General features: G+C 53.2%; 17 protein-coding genes and 4 pseudogenes. 14 read left to right on the top strand and 7 right to left on the bottom strand.

The window, feature by feature from the left end:
* The first annotated feature begins 305 nt into the window (after positions 1-305).
* Entirely contained in the window at positions 306-1,775 is a 1,470-nt protein-coding gene (locus ETC02_RS13730; protein ID WP_050368165.1) for an alanine/glycine:cation symporter family protein, read from the top strand.
* A gap of 155 nt (positions 1,776-1,930) precedes the next feature.
* On the opposite strand, the gene ETC02_RS13735 is transcribed toward ETC02_RS13730, so the two are convergent.
* Together ETC02_RS13735 and ETC02_RS13740 are read right to left on the bottom strand one after the other, a co-directional pair.
* Positions 1,931-2,302, bottom strand: coding sequence for an ArsR/SmtB family transcription factor (locus ETC02_RS13735; RefSeq protein ID WP_050368166.1), 372 nt, complete (start codon positions 2,300-2,302; stop codon positions 1,931-1,933).
* Between the two features lie 81 nt (positions 2,303-2,383).
* Positions 2,384-2,863: pseudogene (locus ETC02_RS13740) on the bottom strand (RNA-guided endonuclease TnpB family protein); the annotation flags it as partial.
* Between the two features lie 75 nt (positions 2,864-2,938).
* On the opposite strand from ETC02_RS13740, the gene rlmD reads away from it, so the two are divergent.
* Both rlmD and ETC02_RS13750 read left to right on the top strand, forming a co-directional pair.
* Complete coding sequence (gene rlmD, locus ETC02_RS13745; protein WP_050368167.1) at positions 2,939-4,327, top strand: 23S rRNA (uracil(1939)-C(5))-methyltransferase RlmD; 1,389 nt, start codon at positions 2,939-2,941, stop codon at positions 4,325-4,327.
* 399 nt (positions 4,328-4,726) lie between these two features.
* On the top strand, positions 4,727-5,623 hold the full coding sequence (locus ETC02_RS13750; RefSeq protein WP_050368168.1) for a 3-hydroxyacyl-CoA dehydrogenase: 897 nt from the start codon (positions 4,727-4,729) through the stop codon (positions 5,621-5,623).
* A 201-nt stretch (positions 5,624-5,824) separates the two neighbouring features.
* On the opposite strand, the gene ETC02_RS13755 is transcribed toward ETC02_RS13750, so the two are convergent.
* The gene (locus ETC02_RS13755; RefSeq protein WP_171698352.1) at positions 5,825-6,589 is read right to left on the bottom strand and encodes a sporulation protein; all 765 of its coding nucleotides are present in this window, start codon (positions 6,587-6,589) and stop codon (positions 5,825-5,827) included.
* A 358-nt stretch (positions 6,590-6,947) separates the two neighbouring features.
* Here ETC02_RS13755 and ETC02_RS13760 point away from each other — a divergent pair.
* Positions 6,948-7,202 (top strand): annotated as a pseudogene (locus ETC02_RS13760) ((deoxy)nucleoside triphosphate pyrophosphohydrolase); the annotation flags it as partial.
* Between the two features lie 661 nt (positions 7,203-7,863).
* Here ETC02_RS13760 and ETC02_RS13765 read toward each other — a convergent pair.
* Positions 7,864-9,045: a Gfo/Idh/MocA family protein gene (locus ETC02_RS13765; RefSeq protein ID WP_050368169.1), complete on the bottom strand. Its 1,182-nt coding sequence runs from the start codon at positions 9,043-9,045 to the stop codon at positions 7,864-7,866.
* 291 nt (positions 9,046-9,336) lie between these two features.
* Between ETC02_RS13765 and ETC02_RS13770 the strand changes: the two genes are divergently transcribed.
* The 9 genes and pseudogenes from ETC02_RS13770 (at position 9,337) to ETC02_RS13810 (ending at position 19,091) form a co-directional block, all read left to right on the top strand.
* Entirely contained in the window at positions 9,337-10,380 is a 1,044-nt protein-coding gene (locus tag ETC02_RS13770) for a nucleotidyltransferase family protein (protein WP_011229864.1), read from the top strand.
* On the top strand, positions 10,377-11,564 hold the full coding sequence (locus ETC02_RS13775; RefSeq protein ID WP_011229865.1) for a glycosyltransferase family 4 protein: 1,188 nt from the start codon (positions 10,377-10,379) through the stop codon (positions 11,562-11,564). Before ETC02_RS13770 ends, ETC02_RS13775 begins: the two co-directional genes overlap by 4 nt.
* Positions 11,545-12,660: a hypothetical protein gene (locus ETC02_RS13780; protein WP_011229866.1), complete on the top strand. Its 1,116-nt coding sequence runs from the start codon at positions 11,545-11,547 to the stop codon at positions 12,658-12,660. Before ETC02_RS13775 ends, ETC02_RS13780 begins: the two co-directional genes overlap by 20 nt.
* Complete coding sequence (locus tag ETC02_RS13785; protein WP_050368170.1) at positions 12,611-14,020, top strand: phosphomannomutase/phosphoglucomutase; 1,410 nt, start codon at positions 12,611-12,613, stop codon at positions 14,018-14,020. Before ETC02_RS13780 ends, ETC02_RS13785 begins: the two co-directional genes overlap by 50 nt.
* Before the next feature lie 188 nt (positions 14,021-14,208).
* Positions 14,209-15,861, top strand: coding sequence for a helix-turn-helix transcriptional regulator (locus ETC02_RS18220; RefSeq protein WP_050368171.1), 1,653 nt, complete (start codon positions 14,209-14,211; stop codon positions 15,859-15,861).
* Between the two features lie 242 nt (positions 15,862-16,103).
* Complete coding sequence (locus ETC02_RS13795; protein WP_031212548.1) at positions 16,104-16,508, top strand: ATP-binding protein; 405 nt, start codon at positions 16,104-16,106, stop codon at positions 16,506-16,508.
* Between the two features lie 17 nt (positions 16,509-16,525).
* Entirely contained in the window at positions 16,526-16,858 is a 333-nt protein-coding gene (locus tag ETC02_RS13800; protein ID WP_050368172.1) for an STAS domain-containing protein, read from the top strand.
* 6 nt (positions 16,859-16,864) lie between these two features.
* Positions 16,865-18,392: pseudogene (locus tag ETC02_RS18420) on the top strand (PP2C family protein-serine/threonine phosphatase).
* Positions 18,393-18,677: 285 nt separating this feature from the next.
* On the top strand, positions 18,678-19,091 hold the full coding sequence (locus ETC02_RS13810) for an RDD family protein (protein WP_013522922.1): 414 nt from the start codon (positions 18,678-18,680) through the stop codon (positions 19,089-19,091).
* Between the two features lie 343 nt (positions 19,092-19,434).
* Here ETC02_RS13810 and ETC02_RS13815 read toward each other — a convergent pair.
* The 3 genes and pseudogenes from ETC02_RS13815 to ETC02_RS13825 all read right to left on the bottom strand — a co-directional run.
* Positions 19,435-20,607: pseudogene (locus ETC02_RS13815) on the bottom strand (IS6 family transposase); the annotation flags it as partial.
* Between the two features lie 29 nt (positions 20,608-20,636).
* Entirely contained in the window at positions 20,637-21,164 is a 528-nt protein-coding gene (locus ETC02_RS13820; protein ID WP_050368174.1) for an IS630 family transposase, read from the bottom strand.
* Positions 21,154-21,693 (bottom strand): IS630 family transposase, encoded by a 540-nt coding sequence (locus ETC02_RS13825; protein ID WP_050368175.1) that lies wholly within the window; start codon positions 21,691-21,693, stop codon positions 21,154-21,156. The genes ETC02_RS13820 and ETC02_RS13825 overlap by 11 nt, the downstream gene beginning before the upstream one ends.
* Before the next feature lie 206 nt (positions 21,694-21,899).
* On the opposite strand from ETC02_RS13825, the gene ETC02_RS18225 reads away from it, so the two are divergent.
* On the top strand, positions 21,900-22,613 hold the full coding sequence (locus ETC02_RS18225) for a peptidoglycan-binding domain-containing protein (protein WP_050368176.1): 714 nt from the start codon (positions 21,900-21,902) through the stop codon (positions 22,611-22,613).
* Positions 22,614-22,818 lie beyond the last annotated feature (205 nt).

The following is a 22,818-nucleotide window of genomic DNA, read 5'->3' on the forward strand; positions in this document are numbered from 1 at the left end:
CGATCGTCTAATTTGTCCTCGAACCGTGGGGCACACGGGGATCGCTCGGTCAACTTCCCATCATGAGATGGGATTACCCGAGAAGCCCCCACCTCTAAGCGAAGCGTAGGTGGTGGGAGTATGTCACAAAAGCGAAGAAAGTCGTTCATTTTTCTACACGAGGACAAGCGCAGGAAATATAAAGAAAATGCAAAAAAGAATGATATATGAAAAAATTATTGAAGCTGAAATGTGTAATATTTATAATATTATTTAAGTTTTATGTTGTACAACAAAAATAATCAGCTGGCATAGGAGGGATTGGGTTGATTGAAAAGCTTGTAGAAACGGTGAACAGGTGGCTATGGAGTCCTTTTTTGATTGCATTCATTGTTTGTTGCGGTTTGTATTTTAGCATTCGCACCCGTTTTCTGCAAATCCGCCATGTGAAAGAGATGGTCCGGCTTGTGACGACGGGGAAAAGCTCTGAGGCCGGGGTGTCTTCTTTCCAGGCGTTGACGATGTCGTTGTCCGGCCGCATCGGTGTCGGGAACGTGGCCGGGACGGCGACGGGGATTGCGTACGGGGGGCCGGGCGCGGTCTTTTGGATGTGGGTGATCACCTTTATCGGAGCGGCGACCGCGTATGTCGAGTCGACGCTGGCGCAAATTTATAAAGAGGAACAAGACGGACAATACCGCGGCGGTCCGGCGTTCTACATTGAAAAAGGCCTTGGCTGGAAATGGTTTGCGGTGGTGATCGCCGCGGCGATTATTCTCTCGATGGCGGTGCTGATGCCCGGAATTCAAGCAAACTCGATTGCCGACAGCTTTTCGAATGCGTTTGGCATTCCGAAATTGGTGACGGGAATTTTCGTGATTGCCGTTCTTGGCTTTACGATTTTTGGCGGAGTGAAGCGGATCGCGAAAACGGCGGAAATTGTCGTGCCGTTTATGGCAGTTGGCTATTTGTTGGTCGCGATTGCCATTATTGCGGCCAATATTGAAAAAGTCCCGGATGTGTTTGGTTTGATTTTCAAAAGCGCGTTTGGCGCTGATCAAGTGTTTGGCGGTATTCTTGGTTCGGCGGTGATGTGGGGGGTCAAACGCGGCCTTTATGCGAATGAAGCGGGGCAAGGGACGGGCGCCCACCCGGCAGCGGCGGCGGAAGTGTCCCACCCGGCGAAGCAGGGGCTTGTGCAGGCATTTTCGATCTATTTGGACGTGTTCTTGGTCGTGACGGCGACGGCGCTGATGATTTTGTTTACAGGTCAATACAATGTGATCAATGAAAAAACGGGAGAGACGATTGTCGAGCATTTGAAAGGGGTGGAACCGGGCGCAGGGTATACGCAGGCGGCGGTGGACACGCTCTTCCCGGGATTCGGGTCGGCCTTTATTGCGATCGCTCTGTTCTTCTTCGCGTTTACGACGATGTACGCGTATTACTATATTGCCGAGACGAACCTCGCCTATTTGGTGCGCAGTGAAAAGAGGGGAACGGCCTTCTTTGCCTTGAAGCTCATCTTTTTGGCGGCCACGTTCTATGGAACGGTCAAAACGGCGACGACGGCGTGGGCGATGGGCGACATCGGGCTTGGCATCATGGTGTGGCTCAACTTGATTGCGATCTTGTTGTTGTTTAAACCGGCCTATATGGCCTTGAAAGATTACGAAGAACAGCTGAAGCAAGGGAAAGATCCGGAGTTCAACGCGTCGAAATACGGAATCAAGAACGCGAAATTCTGGGAAAATGGATATAAGAGATGGGAAGAAAAGAAAGAGAAGGCATTGTAACAGGTTGATTGGTTGGAGTCGACGGTGTCCCGGATGCAGCGGGACACCCTTTTTTCATCATCATCTATATGGATAAGGAACACTTTCGTTAGACATTCTCTAGGACGGGCATCCTCGAACCATCTTGCCCCCCGTGAATTCATGCGATTTTGCCATTATGATGGCTCCTCATCCGCTTCCACCATACGCTTGAGAGCCGCAAGCCGTTCATCCCAATACCCTTCAAAGAAGGAAAGCCACGTTTTCAGTTCGACGAGAGGTTCGGGCTCCAGCCTGTACCTTGTTTCGCGTCCCGTTTTCCGACAGCTGCCCAACCTTGCTTCCGAAAGCACACGAAGATGTTTATTGACAGCTGTGCGGCTGATCGGGAAGGATTTGGCAATCGCGGCAATCGACAATTCGTTGTCCGCGAGCAGCTGCAACATCTGGCGGCGGGTTGGATTGGCGATGGCGTGAAACACATCGTGCTTCGGCGTGGAAACGGTTCGTTTATCCTTCGAGATATGCGGGAAGTTTTTGGTTGACAATGTTCTCCCACCCGTCATCCATAATCTTGCGAACGACTGTGTCAACTACCCAACGGCTAAAGCCGTGGGCTTGCAACTAGCCTAATTGGCTGCCGCGTTCGGCTGGTTGACAGCAGCCCTGCGGATGTTTTCCGCAGCCACGTTGTCGGCAGGGGCAGCGTACCCACAAGCTCGACAACAAAACTGATCCCTTGACGGTCTGTTTTCTTTGGCCACATGTCCGCAAACCGGACAGGTGCGGGAAGTATTTTTTGGATGAACCAATACCACCGGCACGCCAGCGATCGCCGCTTTATACTCAATAAACTTTCTCAACTGATAAAAAGACCAAGAAGAGTGTTGACGACGCTGTTGCTTTTTAACCGTTTTCTCGGTGCGTTGGCGGATGCCCTTTAAATCTTCAAGGGCAATGCCGCATCCGAGTGCCTTTGCCTTTTCAACAATCTTCTTGCTAATGCAGTGGTTCACATCACGGGCAAATAGTTTTTCCTTCTTGGAACGCTTTTTAAGCAGGCGTTTCGCTGACTTGGTGCCTTTCTTTTGGAGTTTGGCGCGAAGTTTCTTTGGATTCGTCCACTGATCGTGTACAATACATAAAGGGTGACAACATCGTTCATCTCGGAAGGAGGAAAGCCGTTGACAGACAGCGCAAAACAATCATTCATTACGGACATTCATCAGTTGGATAAAAAAGGAGCGGGACAAGCGGTCGTTTGGCAGGAAGAAGAAGGGAGGAGAAAAAAGCTCAAACTCACTGTTCCGTCCACGCTTCCTGGTGAAAGGGTGCGGGTTTTGATCGATTGGCCGAAACGCCGGAGGGCCCATGCCCGAGTGGAAGAAGTGATCGAGCGGCATCCAGAGCGGCTCGATCCGCCGTGTCCGCACTTTGACCGCTGCGGCGGCTGTGTCTGGCAGCACTGGCGCTATGAGGGACAGCTGCGGCATAAGACCGAACAGGTGAAGGCGCTGCTTGCCCAGCACGGATTTGATCCGGACGTTGTGCGCGAGACGATCGGGATGGAACATCCGTGGCATTACCGCAATAAAATGGAGTTTACGTTCTCTCCTGAGGGCCTGCTTGGACTGCACGAGCAAGGGAATTTCCGGCAAGTGATTTCGTTGGAGACATGTCTCATTGCCGGCGAGAAGATCGTCAAAGCCGCTATGGAAGTGGCGCGTTGGGCGCGCGATCATCAGCTGCCTGGGTATCACAAAGACACCCATGAAGGGCTGCTTCGCCACGTCATGGTGCGCGAGTCGTTTGCGACAGGAGAGGTGATGGTGGCGCTCTTTGCGACCGAGGCGCCGGAAGGGGAGTTGAAAGAAGCGGCGGCTGATTTGACGGAGCGGATCACGAAGGTGCTCCCGGACGTGAAAAGTTTGCTTTGGCTGGAGAATCGGGCGTGGGCCGACCGCACCCAGGCGGAACGAACGCACGTGCTGGCTGGACGGGATTTCATTTACGATGAATTGTGCGGGTTCCGCTACCGTCTTTGGTTTGATACGTTTTTCCAAACGAACCCGGTGCAGGCGGCCAAATTGGTTGAACTGGCGTTGGAGATGGGCGAGCCCAAGCCCCATGAGAAAATGATCGATCTCTTTTGCGGAGTCGGGACGTTTTCCCTGCCGTTTGCGAAACGGGTCAAAGCGTTAGCTGGCATTGAAATTGTTGAAACGTCGATCGAGTCGGCCAAACGAAACGCGAAAGACAACGGCATTGACAATACGTACTTTTTGGCTCGGGATGCGCGGCGCGGGATTGATGAAGTGTTGGAACAGTTCGGGCGGCCGGAGCTGCTGCTTTTGGATCCTCCACGTTCTGGCGCAGGCGGAAAAGTGATGCGCAAAATCGGCCGGGCGCAGCCGGAGCGGGTCGTGTATGTCTCCTGCAATCCGGAGACGTTTGTGGCTGATATTGCGGAGCTAGCCCCGTTCGGCTATGTGTTGAAAACTGTCCAACCGGTGGACATGTTTCCGCATACGGCGCATGTGGAGTGTTGCGCACTGCTCGTTAAATCCACATAATAAAAAGGAGCGCCCGCTTCCTAATGAAGGAAACGGGCGTTTCGCATACACGTTCAATCGGGGCGTGAAGAATGACCGTTTTGCGAATTTCCGGCGATGTTTTGCATAGCTAACTCCTCCAAAATGGTGAATATCGTGGGGAAAACCGCCAAAGGCTATTGTACCATTTTTTTGTGCGTTTCGGGAAAGGCCGAAAAAGGTGCCAGCTGTATAAGACGCCGACATTTGGATCGGAACGAAGCCATATGCGGAGCCATATGGGGAATAATAAAGCAGGCAGATGACACCTCGTCATAGATGAACGGCTACCGAAGGGGCAGGGTGGAAATGAAAAACCGCCGATGTATTTCCAAGTAGGATGACCGAAACGTCGAACGAATCACATTGGAGGGATGAACAATGGATTTCCAACATATTACTGTCGCCGGAAGCGGCGTGTTAGGCAGCCAAATCGCGTTTCAAACGGCGTTTAAAGGATTTGAGGTATCTGTATACGACATCAATGATGAAGCGATTGAAAAGGCAAAAGGACGCTTTCAGGAATTGATGAAGCGCTATCAGGGAGATTTGGGCGCTTCCGAAGCGGACGTCCGCGCTGCGTACGAGCGGATTTCCTATTATACCGATTTGGCCGAAGCGGTGCGTGATGCCGATTTGGTCATTGAGGCTGTTCCAGAAGTCGCGGACATTAAGATGGAGTTTTACAAAAAGCTCGGGCAGTGCGCGCCGGAGAAAACGATTTTTGCGACGAACACATCAACGATGTTGCCGAGCCAGTTCGCGGAGGCGACCGGACGGCCGGAAAAGTTTTTGGCCCTTCATTTTGCGAATGAGATTTGGCTCCACAACACGGCGGAAGTGATGAAGCATCCAGGAACGGACGAGAAGGTGTTTCAAGCGGTCATCGAGTTTGCCCGGGCGATCGGGATGGTGCCGCTGCCATTGCATAAAGAGCAGCCCGGCTACATTTTGAACTCGCTGCTCGTGCCGTTTCTGGATGCAGCGCAAAGTTTGTACATCCGGGATGTCGCTGATCCGGAAATTATCGACAAAACGTGGATGATCGCCACCGGCTCGCCGAAGGGGCCGTTTGCGATCATGGACGTCGTCGGCATCAATACGGTTTACAACATCGTCAGCGCCAAAGCGAAAGCGGGTGATGAGGAGGCGCGGAGATTGGCGGAACGATTGAAAACGGAGTTTATCGATCAAGGAAAGCTTGGGGTCACAACGGGGGAAGGCTTCTACCGCTATCCGAATCCGCGCTACGAAGACCCTGATTTTCTGAAGGAGTGAAACGAAACGGGGGTCGGCCCAACAGCGGACTGTTGCGCCGCTCCCTTTATGCTAGTCGGGACAATTGTTTGTCCATAGCCGCTTTTTGCGAAGACGATGGACAGTGCAAGTTGAAAGTTTGCAGGGCCAGGCAGCGAAGCAGGCGATTTTGTTTGATTGGTCCGAACGAACTTTCTTGGCTTTGCGCGAACAGCGCTGTTTTTAGCTGTAGCGCTGAAGGGCGTCTGCCAAAAGCTGAGGCAAGGAAGGAGCATCGTTCGGTCCGTAGGCAAACCGGACGAACGTTTCGTCCATGTCAAGCGCCTCTGCGAGCAATCCAGCAAACCCGCGCGCTTTGCGGTCAATCTCTAAAATGGCTTCAACCCCATGCTCGGAGACAAAGAAAATGGCCTCCAGTTCGTCAAGTCGGCCTTTAAACGGTCCGCTTGCCGGCTTGAATTCAAACTCTTGGACAAACGGCAGCCGCCGTTGCCAATAGCGCGGCGCTTGTTCGCATTGCACATGGCGAAGGCGGAAACCTAATTGGCGGGCCGCCTCGAGAAACGCGGCGACAAGCGGGTGCGGCTCGATGGTGAGATAGTCGCGGTCTTGCGGGTCGAGCGCCATTTTAATGTCAAGGCCGGTTTGCAGCCATACCCGCGAAGAACCGAGCGTGACCGGTACGTCGTACGGCAAGGCGAATTGAAACGGGATCGTTTTCGTTTCGTTCGGCGCGATCGTCAGCGGGCCGCTCACTTTGTAGCGCGCCAGCACGGCTTTTTCTTCAAATTTCTTATCATCGATTTCGCGGATGTACGTTGTGACTAATGCCAAGTAAATTTCATCAATGTGCTGTTCGACGCTGCCGCCGCGAATGTCGACAACCCCTTCGACGGTTTCGCCTTGGACATATTGCGCTTTGGCGAGCTTCGTATCAACAGTGGCGGCACCGATGCCGATCGAACTTAACAGTTTTTTGAACAACACGTTCTCCCCCTTGTCAGCGATTTCAGTTGAGAATACGGAGCACCTGGTGAAAAGGTTCCGTCCTTCTTAATTAAAAAGGCGGGAACGATGCCGTCCCGACCTTTGCCTGTCATGATTCTACTGTTGAGAGTAACATAACACCGAAAATGGTTACATTATTTCGGAAAATAGGGAAGTTTTTGGCTACTCACCACAACATGTACTTGACAACGGTTTCCTGACAAGGATAGGAAAAAAGTGCTGATGTTCCCTCACAAGCGTAAATAGGGGATGTTCAGAAAAAATCAAGTACAACTTTTGGTGAAGAGCCAAGTTTTTGCTACAATGGTTGGGAGATCATAACAAGGAGCCGGTCGTCATGAAACGAACCATCTATGTCGTCGGGGCAGCCATTCGCAATGAACGCGGGGACATCCTATGCGCCTTGCGCGCGCCGAACATGTCGCTGCCCAACGTGTGGGAGTTTCCGGGCGGCAAAGTGGAAGAGGGGGAGCGGACCGAAGACGCTTTAGTTCGGGAAATTCGCGAGGAGCTTGGCTGCACCATTTCGGTCGGTGAGTTGTTGGCTGATGTGTTCCATGAGTATGAACACGCCATCGTGCATTTGCGGACGTGTCAACTACCCCCACTTAGCTAACGCTTGAAGTGGGGGCTTGCAACTCCCCAGAAGTACAAGCGGACTTCGTCCTCCTTCCTTGACTTGGGGTTGCATCAGGGCAGGTTGACAACTACCCAACGACGCAGGTCATGCCTGCATCGTTACCGATTCTCTCGGTGTGTCTGTTGGCAGTACTTGGCTTCCACACACAACAGACGGATCTACGCTCGATGTTTTACGGTTACAACGTTTCCTGTAACCAACTCCATACATCGAGTAGCAGTTATTGGAGTGCCTTTATTAAACGGTTTTCTCCACGCCTTTATTATATCATACACAAAAGAAAAGGGGAACGCGCATTCCTCTCCCACTTACTCCCTTTGGTCGTTGAAGTGGGAGTCTCCTGCGCGAAATAGGATGAAGCCCGCTTAGTCGATGGGGAGCCGCGGGCGCGGGAGCATGCTGAGCTTCGGTGGGTGCCGCTTCAAGCATTGCGCTCGCTTGAGTGGGCGCCGGCGGACATTCCGACTGTTGAGGCGTTGTTGGTTGAGGGGGAAGCGCAGAAGGGCGTTTTGGACGTTCTGATGAGACCGAGATCTATCGACGATTGAGGTGAAGAAAGCCTGGTTGCGGCCGTTTGCCATGTGGCCGCACCAGGCTCTTTTGGTGTCAGCAGTTAGCGGATGTCAAGTGGGTCGACTGCTTTATCCGTCACGGTGCACGTTTCGGCCAAGGAGAGGTCGGCGGCGGCGTCTTCAGCGGTGACGAGGACGCGCCAGCTCGGGTTCTCGATCAAACGGCAAAAATCAAGAAAGCGCGTTTGAGCGATCGCTTCGTACCAGCCGTGGCGGTCCGAGAGCACCACGGTGCGCTCGTATGGGCGGCGCGGAGCGGCTGAAGGTTCCGTGGGCGGCAACAGCCGGTCGGCCGCTTGCTGCAGTTGTTCGATAGCGTCAGCCGACGGCTTTGTCGGGATGGCGTCAAGCCAGGCGTCAATGCAGGCTGCCTCCTCGTCAGTGACGAGGCCGGAGACGGACAGCTGCGTCGGAATCCAGCCGTCAAGCACGATGCGGCCGCGTTTCGTATGAATGTCCCAGTGCGTCGATTCTGAAGCGGCAGGGTCCATCGTAAAGCCGTGGTAATAATGGACGGGGATGCGCCGGCCGTTGTTTTCATGAATCACCGTGGCGCCGACGCGCGGCTGCGTGCCGTCCTGTTCCCGCAAAGCGAATCCTTGTGCCGTGACGGCTTCACCGAACCAGTGGCGGCCGACTTCAAAAAAGTGGACGCCGTGTTCAATGAAAATGCCTCCGCTTCGCCGCTCGTCCCAAAACCAATGGCCTTTGGCGACGCGGTGAGCCGCGTTGTGAAGGCTTGCGTAGTCCACTGGGCCAAGAAACGCGCGGTGGATGAGTTGCTTGACGGCTTCTGCGAGCGGGTGGTAGCGAAGGACGAGATTGACCGCCAACGCCCGGTTTTGGCGGGCGGCGAGCTGGATGTTCGCCCGCAGCGCCTCGGCGGTGAGGCCGCCTGGCTTTTCAAGCAACACATGTTTGCCTTCCTCAAGCGCCCGCTTGGCAAGCGGGGCGTGCAAATGCGGCGGGGTGGTGAGAATGACGATGTCAACATGCGGGTCAACGATCAATTCTTCAGCTTCGCGGTATTCGCGCACGTCGCCCGCCTGTGCCTGACGGCGGCGATAGGCGTCGATGACGCGCTGGCGTTTTTCGTCCGTCCGCCCGGCGACAGCGGCGAGATGGAAGGAAGGAAGCGGGGCGAGCGCGCCGGCGAGAAATTCAGCGAATGCGCCGGCACCGGCAATGCCAACATGGTAACGGAAAGATGATGAAGAAATCATGGCGTATTCTCCTCCTCCCTCACATATATATAGCATTAACGATACTCATTATACCGCAAAGAAAAAGAAGAACGAGAAAATGAAAGTTTTGAAATTTGCAAGCATCAATCATTCCTCATCGACACCATCCGACAATTATTTCGCTTGCATAGAAGGAGGAATATTATGTATATTATTATTAGCAACCATCGCAGCCGAGTGCTAGCAATCTATGAACTACTTTCATTTTCTCGTTCATCCGTCAAAAAAGGTGTCTATTTTTGTGAAAAAAAGATATGGAGGGATGACGAAATGAAAGCATTGTTGCTGGCAGGAGGATTAGGTACGCGTCTTCGTCCATTGACCGAAAACATCCCCAAACCGATGGCCCCGATTGCGAACCGGCCATGGCTTGAACACCTCATCGTTCATCTTCGCGACCAAGGAGTCAACGAATTTGTCATCGCCGCACATCATTGTTCAGAAGTGATCCGTCGCTATTTCGAAGATGGGAAGCGCTGGAACGTCAAGATTACATACGCGCTCGAACCGTTCCCGCTCGGAACGGCTGGGGCGATCAAAAACGCCGAGCGCTGGCTGAAGGAACGGTTTCTCGTGTTTAACGCCGACATTGTGCATTTGCCGCAATTGATCCCGCTGCTTGATTTCCATCGTCAACATGGCGGTTTGGCGACGATTGTCTTAACGGAAGTAGACGATCCTTCTTCCTATGGGGTGGTCGAACAAGACGATCGTGGGCAAATTTTACGCTTTGTCGAAAAGCCGCGCCGCGAAGAAGCGCCATCGAACCGCATCAATGCCGGCATGTATATTTTCGAGCCGGACGTGATGCGCTATATTCCGGCTGAGCGGGAAGTATCGATTGAACGCGAAACATTCCCGCTGCTGATCGAGAAGAATGTCGGTGTATATGGCATCGTCAGCACCGGATACTGGCGTGATATGGGGACGCCGGCCCGCTACCGCCAAGTGCATTGGGATGCGTTGAGCCGGGAGTTTCCGATTCCGCTCAAAGGACGTGAAATTCAACCGGGCGTGTTTGTTGGTGAAAACGTGGAGATTGGGTCTGGCGTCTTGTTTGTGCCGCCTGTGCTCATCGGCGACCACGTGAAAATCGGTCCGCAGGCTGTCATTGGCCCGAATGCGGTCATCGGCGACCGCTGCCAAATTGGCGCCCGCGTCCATTGCGCGCAGACAATCGTTTGGGACCGCTCTGTCATTCGTGACCGCAGCCGTTTGCAAAACAGCATTTTCGGCTATCGGACGGTGACGCCGGCGGGAGAAGTGTTCGAAGATTCGATTATTAATCAGTTCAAGGAGGCGGTGCAAGCATGATTCGAATTGCCTACGTCAGCACGTACCCGCCGCGGCGGTGCGGGCTGGCGACGTTTACGGAACATTTGCGACAAAGCATTGACGGCGTCCGGGGCCCGTCCGACGGCGACCGCGTCATCGTGTTGTACAACGAAAGCGACGGCGATGACGCCTATCGCCACAACCCGGCGTATTGGCCGCTTCCGGCGCAAAACCGCGCGGCGTATGCCGAGATGGCCAAAAGGGTGAATGAAAGCGACATCGACGTCGTTTTATTGCAGCATGAGTTCGGCATTTTCGGCGGCGAGGCGGGCGAATACATTCTTGATTTCATCGCCGCGCTCAACAAGCCGCTCGTAACGACGTTCCATACGGTGTTTGCCGACCCGCCGTTGCCGTATCGCCCGATTCAAGAGAAAATCGCGGCGGCAAGCGATGCGATCATCGTCATGAACCGGCAGGCGATTCCGTATTTGGTCAAAGCGTTTGGCCTGCCGGAAGAAAAAATTGTCTACATTCCGCACGGTGCTCCAGGCCCAAGCAGCGAAAATCGCGATTCGCTTCGCCGACGCCTCGGATTCAGCGGCCGCAAAGTGATGTTGACGTTTGGGCTGCTCAGCCGCGGCAAAGGGATTGAATCGGTCTTGGCCGCATTGCCGGGCGTTGTGCGCAAGGTGCCGGAAGCGCTGTATGTCATTGCCGGACAGACGCACCCAGAAGTGAAAAAGAGGGAAGGAGAAGCATATCGCGAGGAGTTGAAATCGCTCATTCACCGTTTAGGGCTTGAGCTCCATGTCTACATGGAAGATCGGTATTTCAGCGAAGAGGAATTGATCGATTATTTGACGGCGTGCGATCTATACGTCACCCCGTACCCGGGCATGCAGCAAATCACAAGCGGCACGCTTGCCTATGCGGTCGGCGTCGGCCGTCCGGTCGTTTCGACGCCGTATGAGCATGCGCGCGATTTGTTGCAAGGTTGTGAAGAGCTGTTGTTGCCGTATGGCGATACGACCGCCTGGGAAGAGCGGCTCGGGCAGCTGTTGGCCGACGAGGCGGCGCTGAAGCGATGGGAGGAAAAGGTGCGCCAAATCGGGGCAAACACGCATTGGCCGCGCGTCGGCGAACAGCATGTCGCCTTGTTTGCGCGCATGTGCGACGCGAAACGTGGGGAGGTGAAGACCATTGGCACCGTCAGTCATTAAGTTCGACCATCTCGAGCGCATGACTGACGACACCGGATTGCTTGAGCATAGCCTTGGCCGCATCCCGCGCCGTCGCGAGGGTTATTCGACCGATGACAACGCCCGCGCCATCTGGGCGTGCCTGGAATGGATGGCGCTATGTGAAGACAAAGGAGAGAAAGAGCGGCTGCACCGTTTGCTTGACCGGTATTTGGCGTTTTTGCTTTGGGCGCAAAACGATGATGGCACGTTCCATAACAACTTTTTCTTCGATCGGACAAAAGAAGAGGAAACGCCGTCAGACGACTGCTTCGGGCGGTCGTTTTGGGCGACGGCGTTGGCTTACGTTCGCCTCAGCGATCCGGCGCGGCGCGAGGCGGCAGCAGATATGTTGCGGCGGGCCATGCCGGCGGCTTGGGAGCTTCGTTCGCTGCGCGGCGTCGCCTGGGGGGTGGCCACTTGCGGCGTCTTATTGACAGAAGGACGCCCGCTTGGCGTCGATCAAGAGGAAGTGGCAGCTTTGGCTGCACGGCTTGAGCAGCGGCTGCTTGCGGCGTATTGGGAGCATGCTGGCGACGATTGGTATTGGTATGAGCCGGAGTTGACGTACGCCAACGGGGTGCTGCCGTGGGCGCTTTGGACGGCATATCGGCGCGCGCCTCGGGATGAGGTGAAGGAAGTGGCGGAAAAAAGCCTTGCTTTCCTTATTGAAAAAATGAGCGGACCGGGAGGTGTCATCCGTCCGGTCGGCAACCGCGGCTGGTGCAGCCGCCGCTACCGCGCCGATTGGGATCAACAGCCGCTTGATGTGATGAAGCTCGCTTTGGCGGCGCGCGAAGCGTATTGGGCAACGGACGACGAGCGTTATCGCGGCGTCGTCCGCCGCTGCCTCGCTTGGTTTTACGGACAAAACGACGGCAACGCGCCGCTTGCCGACCCAAGCGACGGCAGTTGCTGCGACGGGCTTGGCCCGAACGGCCCGAACCCGAATCGGGGGGCGGAGTCAACATTGTCGTACTTGTTAACAGCAGCAATCGCTCAATCGATTTCGGTGGAGGTGGTTGTCGATGAATACGTCAACAACGAAACCGTTCGCATGGCCGGCACACGTGTTTAAAGAATACGACATCCGCGGACGAGCCGGAGAGGAGCTCGATGAGTCGTTCGCGTATTGGCTCGGACGGGCCTTTGCCGACATGATGCAAAAGGAAGGAGAGAAGAGGGCGGTTGTCGGTCATGACAATCGTCTGTCATCGCCTGGCTTGCATCGGGCGCTCAAAGATGGGCTGCTCGATGGCGGCTGCGATGTCGTCGATATTGGACTTTCGACGACGCCGATGTTTTACTACAGCTTATACTACACGAACATTCCATGCGGCATGATCATCACCGCCAGCCATAACCCAGGGGATGAGAACGGGTTTAAGATCGCTATGGGAAAAACGACGATTTACGGCGAGCGCATTCAGGCGCTGCGGCGGGTGATGGAGCGGCTCAGCCAGGAACAGCCGCGTCTTGAAACAGCACGCGGGCGCGAGGAAACGCTTGACATTGCTCCGGCCTATATCAAGATGTTGAAGGAGAAAATTAAGCTCGGTCCGCGCAAGCTGAAGGTCGTCGTCGACTGCGGCAACGGCACCCCATCGGTCATTGCGCCACAAGTGCTCAAAGAGTGGGGATGCGATGTCATCCCGCTTTACTGTGAATCCGATCCGACGTTTCCGAATCATCATCCGGACCCGGTCGTGCCGGAGAACTTAACGGACTTGATTGAGATGGTGCGCAAGGAGCAGGCGGATCTTGGCATCGCGTTTGACGGCGACGGCGACCGGATCGGAGTCGTGGATGAAACGGGTGCGATCCGTTGGGGCGACCAACTGATGGTGCTGTTCTGGCGCGAAATTTTGAAGCGCCATCCGGGAGCCGACGCGCCGGTTGAAGTAAAATGCTCGCAAGCGCTTGTTGAGGAAATTGAGCGGCTCGGCGGGAAACCGTTCTTCCATCGCACCGGCCATTCGCACGTCAAAGCGACGCTGCGCCGTCGTCCGGAGATTCCATTTGCCGGTGAAATGTCGGGCCATTTGTTCTTCAATGATGAGTTTTACGGCTATGACGATGCGCTGTACGCCGCTGGGCGCCTGCTTCGATTACTGTCTCACGATGAGCGCCGGCTGTCCGAGTGGTTTGCCGATGTGCCACGGTACGCCGCGACGCCGGAGACGCGCGTCGCTTGCCCGGAAGAGAAAAAAGCGGCCGCCATTGCCAGAGTAAAAGAGAAATTTGCCGGCCGTTTCCCTGTTGTCGATGTGGACGGCGCCCGCATCCAGTTCCCTAACGGTTGGGGGTTGGTGCGGCCGTCGAACACGCAGCCGATTCTTGTGTTGCGTGCAGAAGCCAAGACGGAGGCTGCATTGGCGGAGATTAAGCGGCAGCTGGCTGATTGCCTCGCCACCCTTGAATTGCGCATTGACTGGTGACGCCTTTTCTCCGAATGGTCTGCGCTTGTCGCCCTTTGTCCGTTTCAAAAGATTCGTTCCGGCGTGGGTCGTCCGTAGGGATCCCACGCCGGTTTATTTTTGTTGTGAGGGGGCTCATGCTTGATTTCTTGCAAATGGTTTGTCCATAATAGATAAGGATAAAAATGTATTGTAGGAGAGTTGAAGGCGTGGTGATCTGTGAATCGTTGCAATATATTCAAGATGCATACGCGGCATTGACGGGGTTGAGCATGCTGATCGTCGATGATCACGGCGCTCCCGTGACGAAAGTATCGAATATGACCGAGCTGGCGGAGCTCGTTTTGTTTGCCGCTGAAAGGGAAGCGCCATCGTTTTTCTGCCCGCAGGAGCTTGTCATGGACGGATGGCAGCGTCCATCGGTCGTGCCGGTCGGGCGTTTTGGCATGAAGAGCATCGTTGCTCCGGTGTTTGTCGATGAGAAGGCGGAATATTGGATTTGGGCGGGCGTGTTTATCGAGGAAGAAACGAAATGGCTCATTTGCGAACAACCGCTGATGGACACTGGAGAATGGACGTCAGCGATCGAACAGGCGGCGGCGTTGCCGGCGCGGGCGGTCGAAGCGAAGTTAAAAGATATCGAAAAGATGGCGGTCATATGTGGGGAATTAATCAGCGGCGAGCGCCGCAAGCAACAATGCTGTGAATACGGAAAACGGCTCGAAGCAGTGGTCACGGACAGCTCCGCCCTAGCGGACGTGGATAAGCTGCTTTTTGAGTTGCGAGCGTTCGATGAACGCGTCGATATGGCGTTGTATATCGCCAAATGTCCGCAAGGATGGATGGTGGCGGCGGCAAGCGGGGAAAAGGCTGGAAAACTGCGCGGCAAAATGATCGATGCGCTGTTTCCGCCGCTTTCGTCTTCGGAGCCGCCGCTTCGTTCGGTTTACGTTCAAGATGCCGCTTTGGATCTACGCTTTTCCTTTTTTGTCCGCCATGGCATCCGCCCGAAAGCGATGATTGCGTATCCGGCGATGTACGGGAAAACAATAGAAGGATGGGTCATGATCGGCAGCGAGGCGGCCTCTTCACTGCCAGCGGCGCTTCGTTCGGTCGGCTCCGCCCTCGTTCAACATTGGCTGCTCCTGGCTAAATGTACAGAGGCCGATATGAAAATGGACCGCCATTTGATGCGCCTGTCGATGTTGGTGGAAATTGGACGGGCCATGCGTGTGGTGCAGAAGGAGGAAGACATCATCCGGATCATGGCCGAATTTGCCGCGGAGCTTGCTTACGGCGATTTCGTCTGCGTGGTATGGTCTAGCGATGGCCAAACAGCTGTTGTCCGCGAAGGAGCGATGGACGTAGAAATGGCTGTTCGTTATCGGGATGATGTCTGCCGCCGCTATGGCTGCCACGGCGAAAAGGCGAAAAGCGAGGTGCCGGCGCTGCTTGATGTTGAGGGCAAATCGGTGATGGAAGTGCCGTTTTTCGTCAGCGATGGCCGCTATGGCGTTCTCGCCGTTCATATAAAGAAAGAAAGGGAAGCGAAAGAGGCGGAAGTGTATATGACGGCGTTGGCCGCGATTGGGGCGATGATGATCAGCGGCAAGGCTCACGGTGGAAATGATGGGACGGTCAATATCGACATGTTGTCCGAGCAGTTGACAGCCCGGGAGATGGATGTATTGGAGCTGCTCATTCAAGGCTGCAGCAATCGCGAAATTTCAGAACGGCTGTTCATTAGCGTCCATACCGTGAAAAATCATATTACGAACATTTTTCAAAAAATTGGCGTCAATGACCGGTCGCAGTTGATCGCCCTTGTGTATCAACTAAACCACCGCCGGCAGCGCCGATAAGGGGACATCATTGGACGATGGATGCCATGATGTCTTTTTTTTGGATGTAGGAAATTGGAATGAGCCTCATTTTGTATTATAATGAATTGTAGTAAATAAGAACTATTTTTCAATAGATGGAACAATAAAGGAGAAAAATAGCATTCGAATCCGTTTTCCCCAGCGCTGGAACGTGGGATAGTGGAAAAGCTGCCATGTTGCTTTGGCCGGCGCATAAGCATAACAAGGATAGGGGAATGCCGATGAAGCCCAAGGCCATGATCCGAACGATGGCGATCGTGAAAACGGCGGACATTTTAAAAGCGATGGACATTACCGAGGAACTGGCGAAGAGAATGGGGTTTTTGCCGCGCGATTGCCTTTTTCTTCGGCTCGCGACAGAGGAAGCGTGCACGAATGCGTATGAATATTGTCAAAAAACGAGAAAACTGCCATTTAGGATATTTTGGAAAATTGATGCGAGACAGTTTATGATCATTGTCAAACAGCGAGGAGGATGCTTCTCCGTAGCCCAAACTGATGTCGTCAACACTGGGCCGCGCGGCAGGGGGCTGCAGCTGATCACCCATATCGTCGACGATGTATACGTGAAGCAAGCGGGAAACAACGTCTTGTTTTGCATGTGCAAATGCAAAAAAAAAGAGTGACTATTGGAGGAAACAAGATGGAGACAAAACAAGGGGCAATTTGCACGCTGACATGGGCAGAAGATATTACCTTAAACAATGTCGAATCGTTCCGTCAAGCGCTGGAAAAGTTGCTGGACAAACGAGCGGACCAATTGATCGTCAACATGGAGGGGGTCAAATACATTAACAGCGCCGGACTCGGGGTCATCGCTGACAGCGTCATGGCGGCGAGAGCCCGACAAAAAGAGTTGGTCATTGCCGGAGTGGAAGGGTCGCTTGCAGAAATTTTCCATATCGTCAAATTTTCTTCGTTTATCAAACTATTTGCCACAGAGAAGGAAGCCATGGATTATTTCAGTGGAGAATGACGTTCTATGGTGGATGGGTTTTGGGAACATGTTCAACGTTATGACCACCTCGCGTGGCGAGAGTTGCTTCTCGGCTTGGAAAAAATGAATGTATTCGTTGGGCCGGGCGATTATGTGTATTGGCTCGCAGCGCCGGAACAAAGGCGGCTCTTGTTCATTTCGTCATCATGCGAGCAGCTGTACGGCCTGCCTCCGGACGACTTTTACCGCGATCAAGACATATGGGCAAAAGTGTCCTACCCGGATGACCGCGCCAAGGCGGAAAGAAAATGGTCGCTTCTTTCGGGGGCGGATGCGGGTGCCCAAACGTATCGCATCATCAATCAGCGGGATGGCTCCGTCCGCTGGGTGCTTGAACGGACGTTTCCTGTGCTTGGCCAATTCGGGGAAGTGAGGCTCGTCAGCGGAGTTGTCGCTGATCTGACAGAAGCAAAGCGAAACGAGAATGAACGGCAGCTCGCTGAGCAAGTGTACAAAGCGATGGAACAGGCGATGCTCGTAACCGATGGCCAGTTTGTCGTTCAGTTTGTCAATCCGGCGTTCACAAAAATCACTGGCCATGGTGTAGAGATTGTCGGTCAGCCGCTGCATGCGCTTTACGCGGGTTATTACGAGGCCTGGCTTTATGAGGTGATTCAAGCGGGAACTGGGGAAAGTGGAGAATGGAGGGGGTGGGTGCGCTGGCGGCGGAAAAACGGTTCGGTCTATGTCAGGCAGACGACGGTGCGGGCTGTGCCCGGCCATGATGGAGGAATCGCTTTTTACTTGTTTTTATTTGCCGGTCCAACTTATGAGAACCCATACATCGCAGCGATGAAAGATGACTTGCGGCTGGCCCGCGAGGTGCAAAAGCGCGTGTTGAGCAAGCCGTTGTCGGCCAAAGGAATCCAGATTGCCGGAACGTACATCCCATCGCGGGAGCTGGGGGGGCGATATGTACGCCTGGTATCCGATCGACAAACAGCGGTACGGCATTTTTTTAATGGATGTGATGGGTCATGGGGCAGCGGCTTCACTCATTTGCATGTCGGTCCGCTCGCTCTTAAACGGCGTCATCCGCAAAGGGATCGTTCCGCCGGAAGTGTTTCGCGAGTTGAACCGCCATATGCGCCAGTTGTACCATGAAAACGGGCGGATGACGTATTATTTCACCGCCGTGTATGTTCTTGTGGATGTCAAGGAACGGATGATTGAATATGCATCAGCCGGCCATCCGCCGGGGTTTTTGTTTCAACCGGACGGAACGGTGGCGGAGTTGGACCGCGGCTGCGCGCCGATCGGGATGCTTCCGCGCCTTTTTGTCGACAGCGGCCGGCTGCGCTACGAATCGGGGGCGACGCTCGTGTTGTACTCGGATGGGGCGATTGAAGGAGGACCGGGTTCGGTCCGGGAAAATATCGAGGCGTTCCGCAACGCGCTGGCTTCCTATGTTTCCTTGGACGAGCGGGCGCTGACAGCCTGCTTGCGCCGCCATTTTTCCCAAAAGGGGCCGCTTCCGGACGACTTTTCGGCGGTGGTGGCCAAGCTTGGCTAAACGAGGGGAAAAGCCGCCTATATCGGATGATCGATCCGCTTCACAAGCTGCTTTTTCTTTATGTATGAAACGGCACGGCAGCCAACTGTGTCTCGGTTGCAAAAATGGCCTTTTGGGCTATCTTTTTTACGGATCGTGAAAAGACGCATTCACTCCTGCCGCCCAATAATGGCGGCAAACACCAAACTATAGTATAGATTCCTTTCCACAATTCAGGTTAAAATAAAGACAATTACGCTGTTGATTGCGAATACAATATAGAAAAGGCAACAGGAGGGAAGACATATGGCGGTGACGAATCCGGCTGGATTTTGGAAGCGGCTGTTGGCTAACTTGTTGGATGCGATTGTCGTTGGCATTCCGATTTCGATCATCGGCTATTTCATCACTGGCAGTTGGGAAACGAACTGGTTTACGTCATTAGCGAACATCCTTTACGCGTTAATCGTTCCGGCTGTTTGGTACGGATATACGGTCGGCAAGCGGATGCTTGGCATCCGGATTGCGAAAGTCAACGGCGGAAAAGTCGGCATCGGCACGATGTTTTTGCGCTCGTTCGTTGGTGGACTCGTATACTTTATCACGTTTGGCATTGGTCTCATTATTAGTGCGATTATGGTAGCTGCAAGAGAAGACAAACGGTCGATTCACGATTTTATCGCTGGGACGTATGTGACAACGGAAAAACCGACGGTGTAAACAATGGAAAAAGGCGGGCTTCCGAGTGGAGGCCCGCTGTTTTTACAAAGATTAATTAATCTATTGAGGTAATAACTTAGGTAGCGTCAAAAGTTTTATGAAAACTCCACATCCGCCATCCCATGGAGCATCGTAAGGCATCCTTGGAGCCGGATTCGCCCTTGACCAACACCCGCCAAAGGTGTGAAAGGGACGTCAAGGGCGACGGGGACAAAAAAGAGGGCATAGGAAAGCCGCCCTTGCCCTTACCGAATTTTACCTTTGACGAGGTTCGGTTGGTCAAGGGTTCGCTTCGCCGAATCCGGCTGTTCTTCTGATCCATGGGCTCCGGCGGACAAAAAAGTTAGGCTGCCTCTTGTTGGAGGAAATCTTGAGCCATGGCGATCAGCTTCGTCCACCGGGCCGGCATATGGGGCAGATCGGCGAGCTCCGGGATGACGACAGGAACCCGGCCTTCGAGTGCACCGTGCGGGCGCAGGAAGTTGAAATACGCCACAAACAGCGTGACAAAGGAGACCGAGCCTTCTTCCGCGCCAAATCCGTGAGTCGGCCGATAGTTGCCTTTAAACGTCCGGTTGAATCGCTCGATGATTTGTTTGAGCGCGCGGAACTCTTCGGACACCGGATCCTCATTGGTCAGTCCGATCACTTGGCGGACGTCAAACGGAATCCCGTGCTGGGCAAAAAAGTGCTGCGCCAGCAGGTAAATGGGATTGCCGTCGACGACGAACGACAAATCGTCCGGGATGGACGGCAGCTTTCGCAGGACGTCATCGATGGCGCGGATGGCCGACAACGCATCCCGGTGGGGCGAGACGCGATACGACAACACCACTTTTTTCACGGCATCAAACATAAAAAACAGGTAATGCCAGCGTCCTTTCACGCGAATATACGTCTCATCCCCACAGAACGAGCCGGACAGCTCGTACGGGAACTGGTCGACAAATGGCTGAATCATGAGCGCGACGCTATTGGCGTAGTTGAGCACCGTCTGATGGGAGATCGACACGCCATGCACATCCTTCATGATTCCGGCTGTCTGTCTGGAGGACATCCCATAGTTAACGTAGTACGTCAACACGAGTCCGAGGGTGTGCGACGACACCGCCAGACGAGACAAATCGACCTTTGGCTTTTTCGGCGACGATGGGGCCAATGGTTGAAAGTCAAACAAAAACTCACGGAACAGATACCGCACCTTGAAGGCTTGAGGGTTCTGCTGGAACCGTTGGCGTTCTTTTTGGCTCATCCGGCGAAGGTTCTTTTGGTAAAACGGGCAGTCGTTGTTCTTGCATTTGTAGATGTAGTAGTCCTTGCGTTCTTTGATTTTCTCAAGCGTTTGGAAGCAGTGCGGGCAACGAAAGACCGCTTGCTTTTTGAACCGATTTCGATGGTTGAACCGGCATTGGCACACTTTGCATTGGTACTGCCCTTTTCCGCCGTTGTTGGCGTACAGGTAGGATGACGGCGCCTGGCAACGGGGACACGTCAACGAATCCGGAACACGGTGTTTATATACATGCAACATAAAGAGTTAACTTCTCATCCTGCACACCCTAAGCGTTGCAGCACTTCCTCCGGACGTTCGTGGATGTAGTGGACAAACCGAGCAATGGCCTGGACGATATCGTTTCGATTTTTGTGAAACACATTGGCGATCACGGTGTCTTTCAGCCATTTCCACAAGCGTTCGATCGGGTTCAGTTGCGGAGAATACGGAGGAAGGTAAATAAAGTGAAAACACTGTCCTTCTTCCCGCAAAAACTCCTTGACCATTTTGGCATGGTGAATGCGGGCGTTATCCAACACCAAGACTATGAGACGGTCCGGATAGCGCTCTTTGAGCATTCTCAAGAAATCCAAGAACGTCGCGGCATTGGCAGCGGTCGTTTGATGAAGCACCGTTTCGCCATCGTGGATGTTGACCGCGCCAAACAGCGATACGTGGGCATGATGGCCGAACGTCGGCACTTGTTTTTGGCGGCCGACTTCCGACCATGTGGACCGCAAGACACGGTAAGAGCGGATATGGGTTTCATCAAGGTACAACAAGACCGAATCAGGATCCATTAAGTTTTTTTATGAAGTCGATCTGTTTCTCAAAATGCTTTTGTCGATCCGGATCGCCTTTCGCTAATGTGTAGGTCGGCCGTGTCCATGACAGCCCTTTGCGGTGCAGGAGTTTTCGCAACGCTTCGTGGGAAATGCAAACACCGAAGTGCTTTTCGACATAGGATTGCAGGAGTTTGGTGTTCCACGCCGAAGCGACGTCCCAGCCCAGTTCTACGGGAGTGGTGGCCAACACAAGCTGTTTGATCTCTTCCTGCTGTTCTTCGGTGAGAAACGGCTCCCGCCCGGGGGCGAAATCCCGATGAAGCAAGAGCTCCAGACCGCCTTCGTTGAACAGCGACACATAATGGGAAACAGTTTGTCGGCACACGTTGACCATGGAGGCCACCTCTTTGCCCAAATAGCCTTCCATGACCAGGCGGACGGCCATCACACGTTGGCGAAGAAGGGTGTTTTTGATTTTCCGTTCCTGTTTGCGAAGTGTCCGAGGTGTCCATCCGTGATCGTTGGTGATTTTGAGACGTTTCATGCAGAATTCCGCTCCTTTTCCATACTTTTCCTTAGGAGCAGTATAACCGGAGTGGGCACCGCTTATGCGAAGGTTAACTTTTCAATGAGCATGTATATAGTACTGCGAATATTTTTTTGTTTTAATACAAAATTTCGACAATATTTTCGATCAAAAACAGTTAATATCGGAATGAATGGATAAAGCTTTGAAATGGGGGGCTAATGATGTACGTTGTAGATGGGGCTAGCAGAATCATCTATTATCCATCAAATTATACAAATTATCTATGGAGTGGGCAAACGCTGAAAAGAGGTGATCGAAATGATTATGTGAAGACATTGCAATCTTGGCTTTATAAAGCCGGATTTAATCCCGGGGGAATTGATGGAGTTTACGGAGCAAATACAGAGAAGGCTGTGAAGGAATTTCAGAAGAAGGTTGGAATCACGGCCGATGGAATTGCGGGGAAACAAACGTACCAAGCTCTGCAAAAGTATGTCAGAACACAAACAACAGTGTCCCGATCAAACTCATCAAGCAGCAATGATCATTGGACAGGTCAGACGCTTAGAGAAGGAAGCAAAGGAGAAGATGTAAAGGAATTACAAAGAATGTTAAATTCGGCAGGATATAATGTTAAAGTGGATGGTGTATATGGTTCCGAGACAGAGGGAGCTGTAAGAAGTTTTCAAAAATTAGTTGGTATATCTGTTGATGGTATAGCTGGGGCGCAAACTTATAGAAGTCTAAAGTCTTATATCTCATCAAAAGCTAATAAGGGCGTAACAGTTGATATATCTAAAGAAGCACAAAGACTTCAAAAAGAGGCAGAGGAAAAGAAGAAACAGGAATTAGCTAAGTCACTAATGGATGCGGTCACCGATTTTGTTCCTGTTGTTGGTCAATTTAAAGACGCATATAATCTTGTCAATACGTAACTATTCACCCCAGTGCTAGTGTATAAAAAAGCCCAGCACAAATAGGGCATTTCGGTCATAGAAAATGCCCTAGGTAGTGGAAAGAACTCGATCGATCGTTTCGCCTGCCAACAGAAGACATAACGAATCCCACACGTTTTTTTCGTGTTTCGTCAGTGTGGAAACGATGCTTCTTGCGATGCAAAACGACTGCGCGAATGTTTCT

This window comes from Geobacillus sp. DSP4a, assembly GCF_013096875.1.
GTDB lineage: Bacteria > Bacillota > Bacilli > Bacillales > Anoxybacillaceae > Geobacillus > Geobacillus thermophilus.

Coding starts and splice junctions, on each gene's coding strand:
- ETC02_RS18225 (WP_050368176.1), top strand. CDS start 21,900: ATGTACGTTGTAGATGGGGCTAGCAGAATCATCTATTATCCATCAAAT.
- ETC02_RS13825 (WP_050368175.1), bottom strand. CDS start 21,693: ATGAAACGTCTCAAAATCACCAACGATCACGGATGGACACCTCGGACA.
- ETC02_RS13795 (WP_031212548.1), top strand. CDS start 16,104: ATGAAGCCCAAGGCCATGATCCGAACGATGGCGATCGTGAAAACGGCG.
- ETC02_RS13775 (WP_011229865.1), top strand. CDS start 10,377: ATGATTCGAATTGCCTACGTCAGCACGTACCCGCCGCGGCGGTGCGGG.
- ETC02_RS13750 (WP_050368168.1), top strand. CDS start 4,727: ATGGATTTCCAACATATTACTGTCGCCGGAAGCGGCGTGTTAGGCAGC.
- ETC02_RS13785 (WP_050368170.1), top strand. CDS start 12,611: ATGAATACGTCAACAACGAAACCGTTCGCATGGCCGGCACACGTGTTT.
- ETC02_RS13820 (WP_050368174.1), bottom strand. CDS start 21,164: ATGGATCCTGATTCGGTCTTGTTGTACCTTGATGAAACCCATATCCGC.
- ETC02_RS13765 (WP_050368169.1), bottom strand. CDS start 9,045: ATGATTTCTTCATCATCTTTCCGTTACCATGTTGGCATTGCCGGTGCC.
- ETC02_RS13810 (WP_013522922.1), top strand. CDS start 18,678: ATGGCGGTGACGAATCCGGCTGGATTTTGGAAGCGGCTGTTGGCTAAC.
- ETC02_RS13800 (WP_050368172.1), top strand. CDS start 16,526: ATGGAGACAAAACAAGGGGCAATTTGCACGCTGACATGGGCAGAAGAT.
- ETC02_RS13770 (WP_011229864.1), top strand. CDS start 9,337: ATGAAAGCATTGTTGCTGGCAGGAGGATTAGGTACGCGTCTTCGTCCA.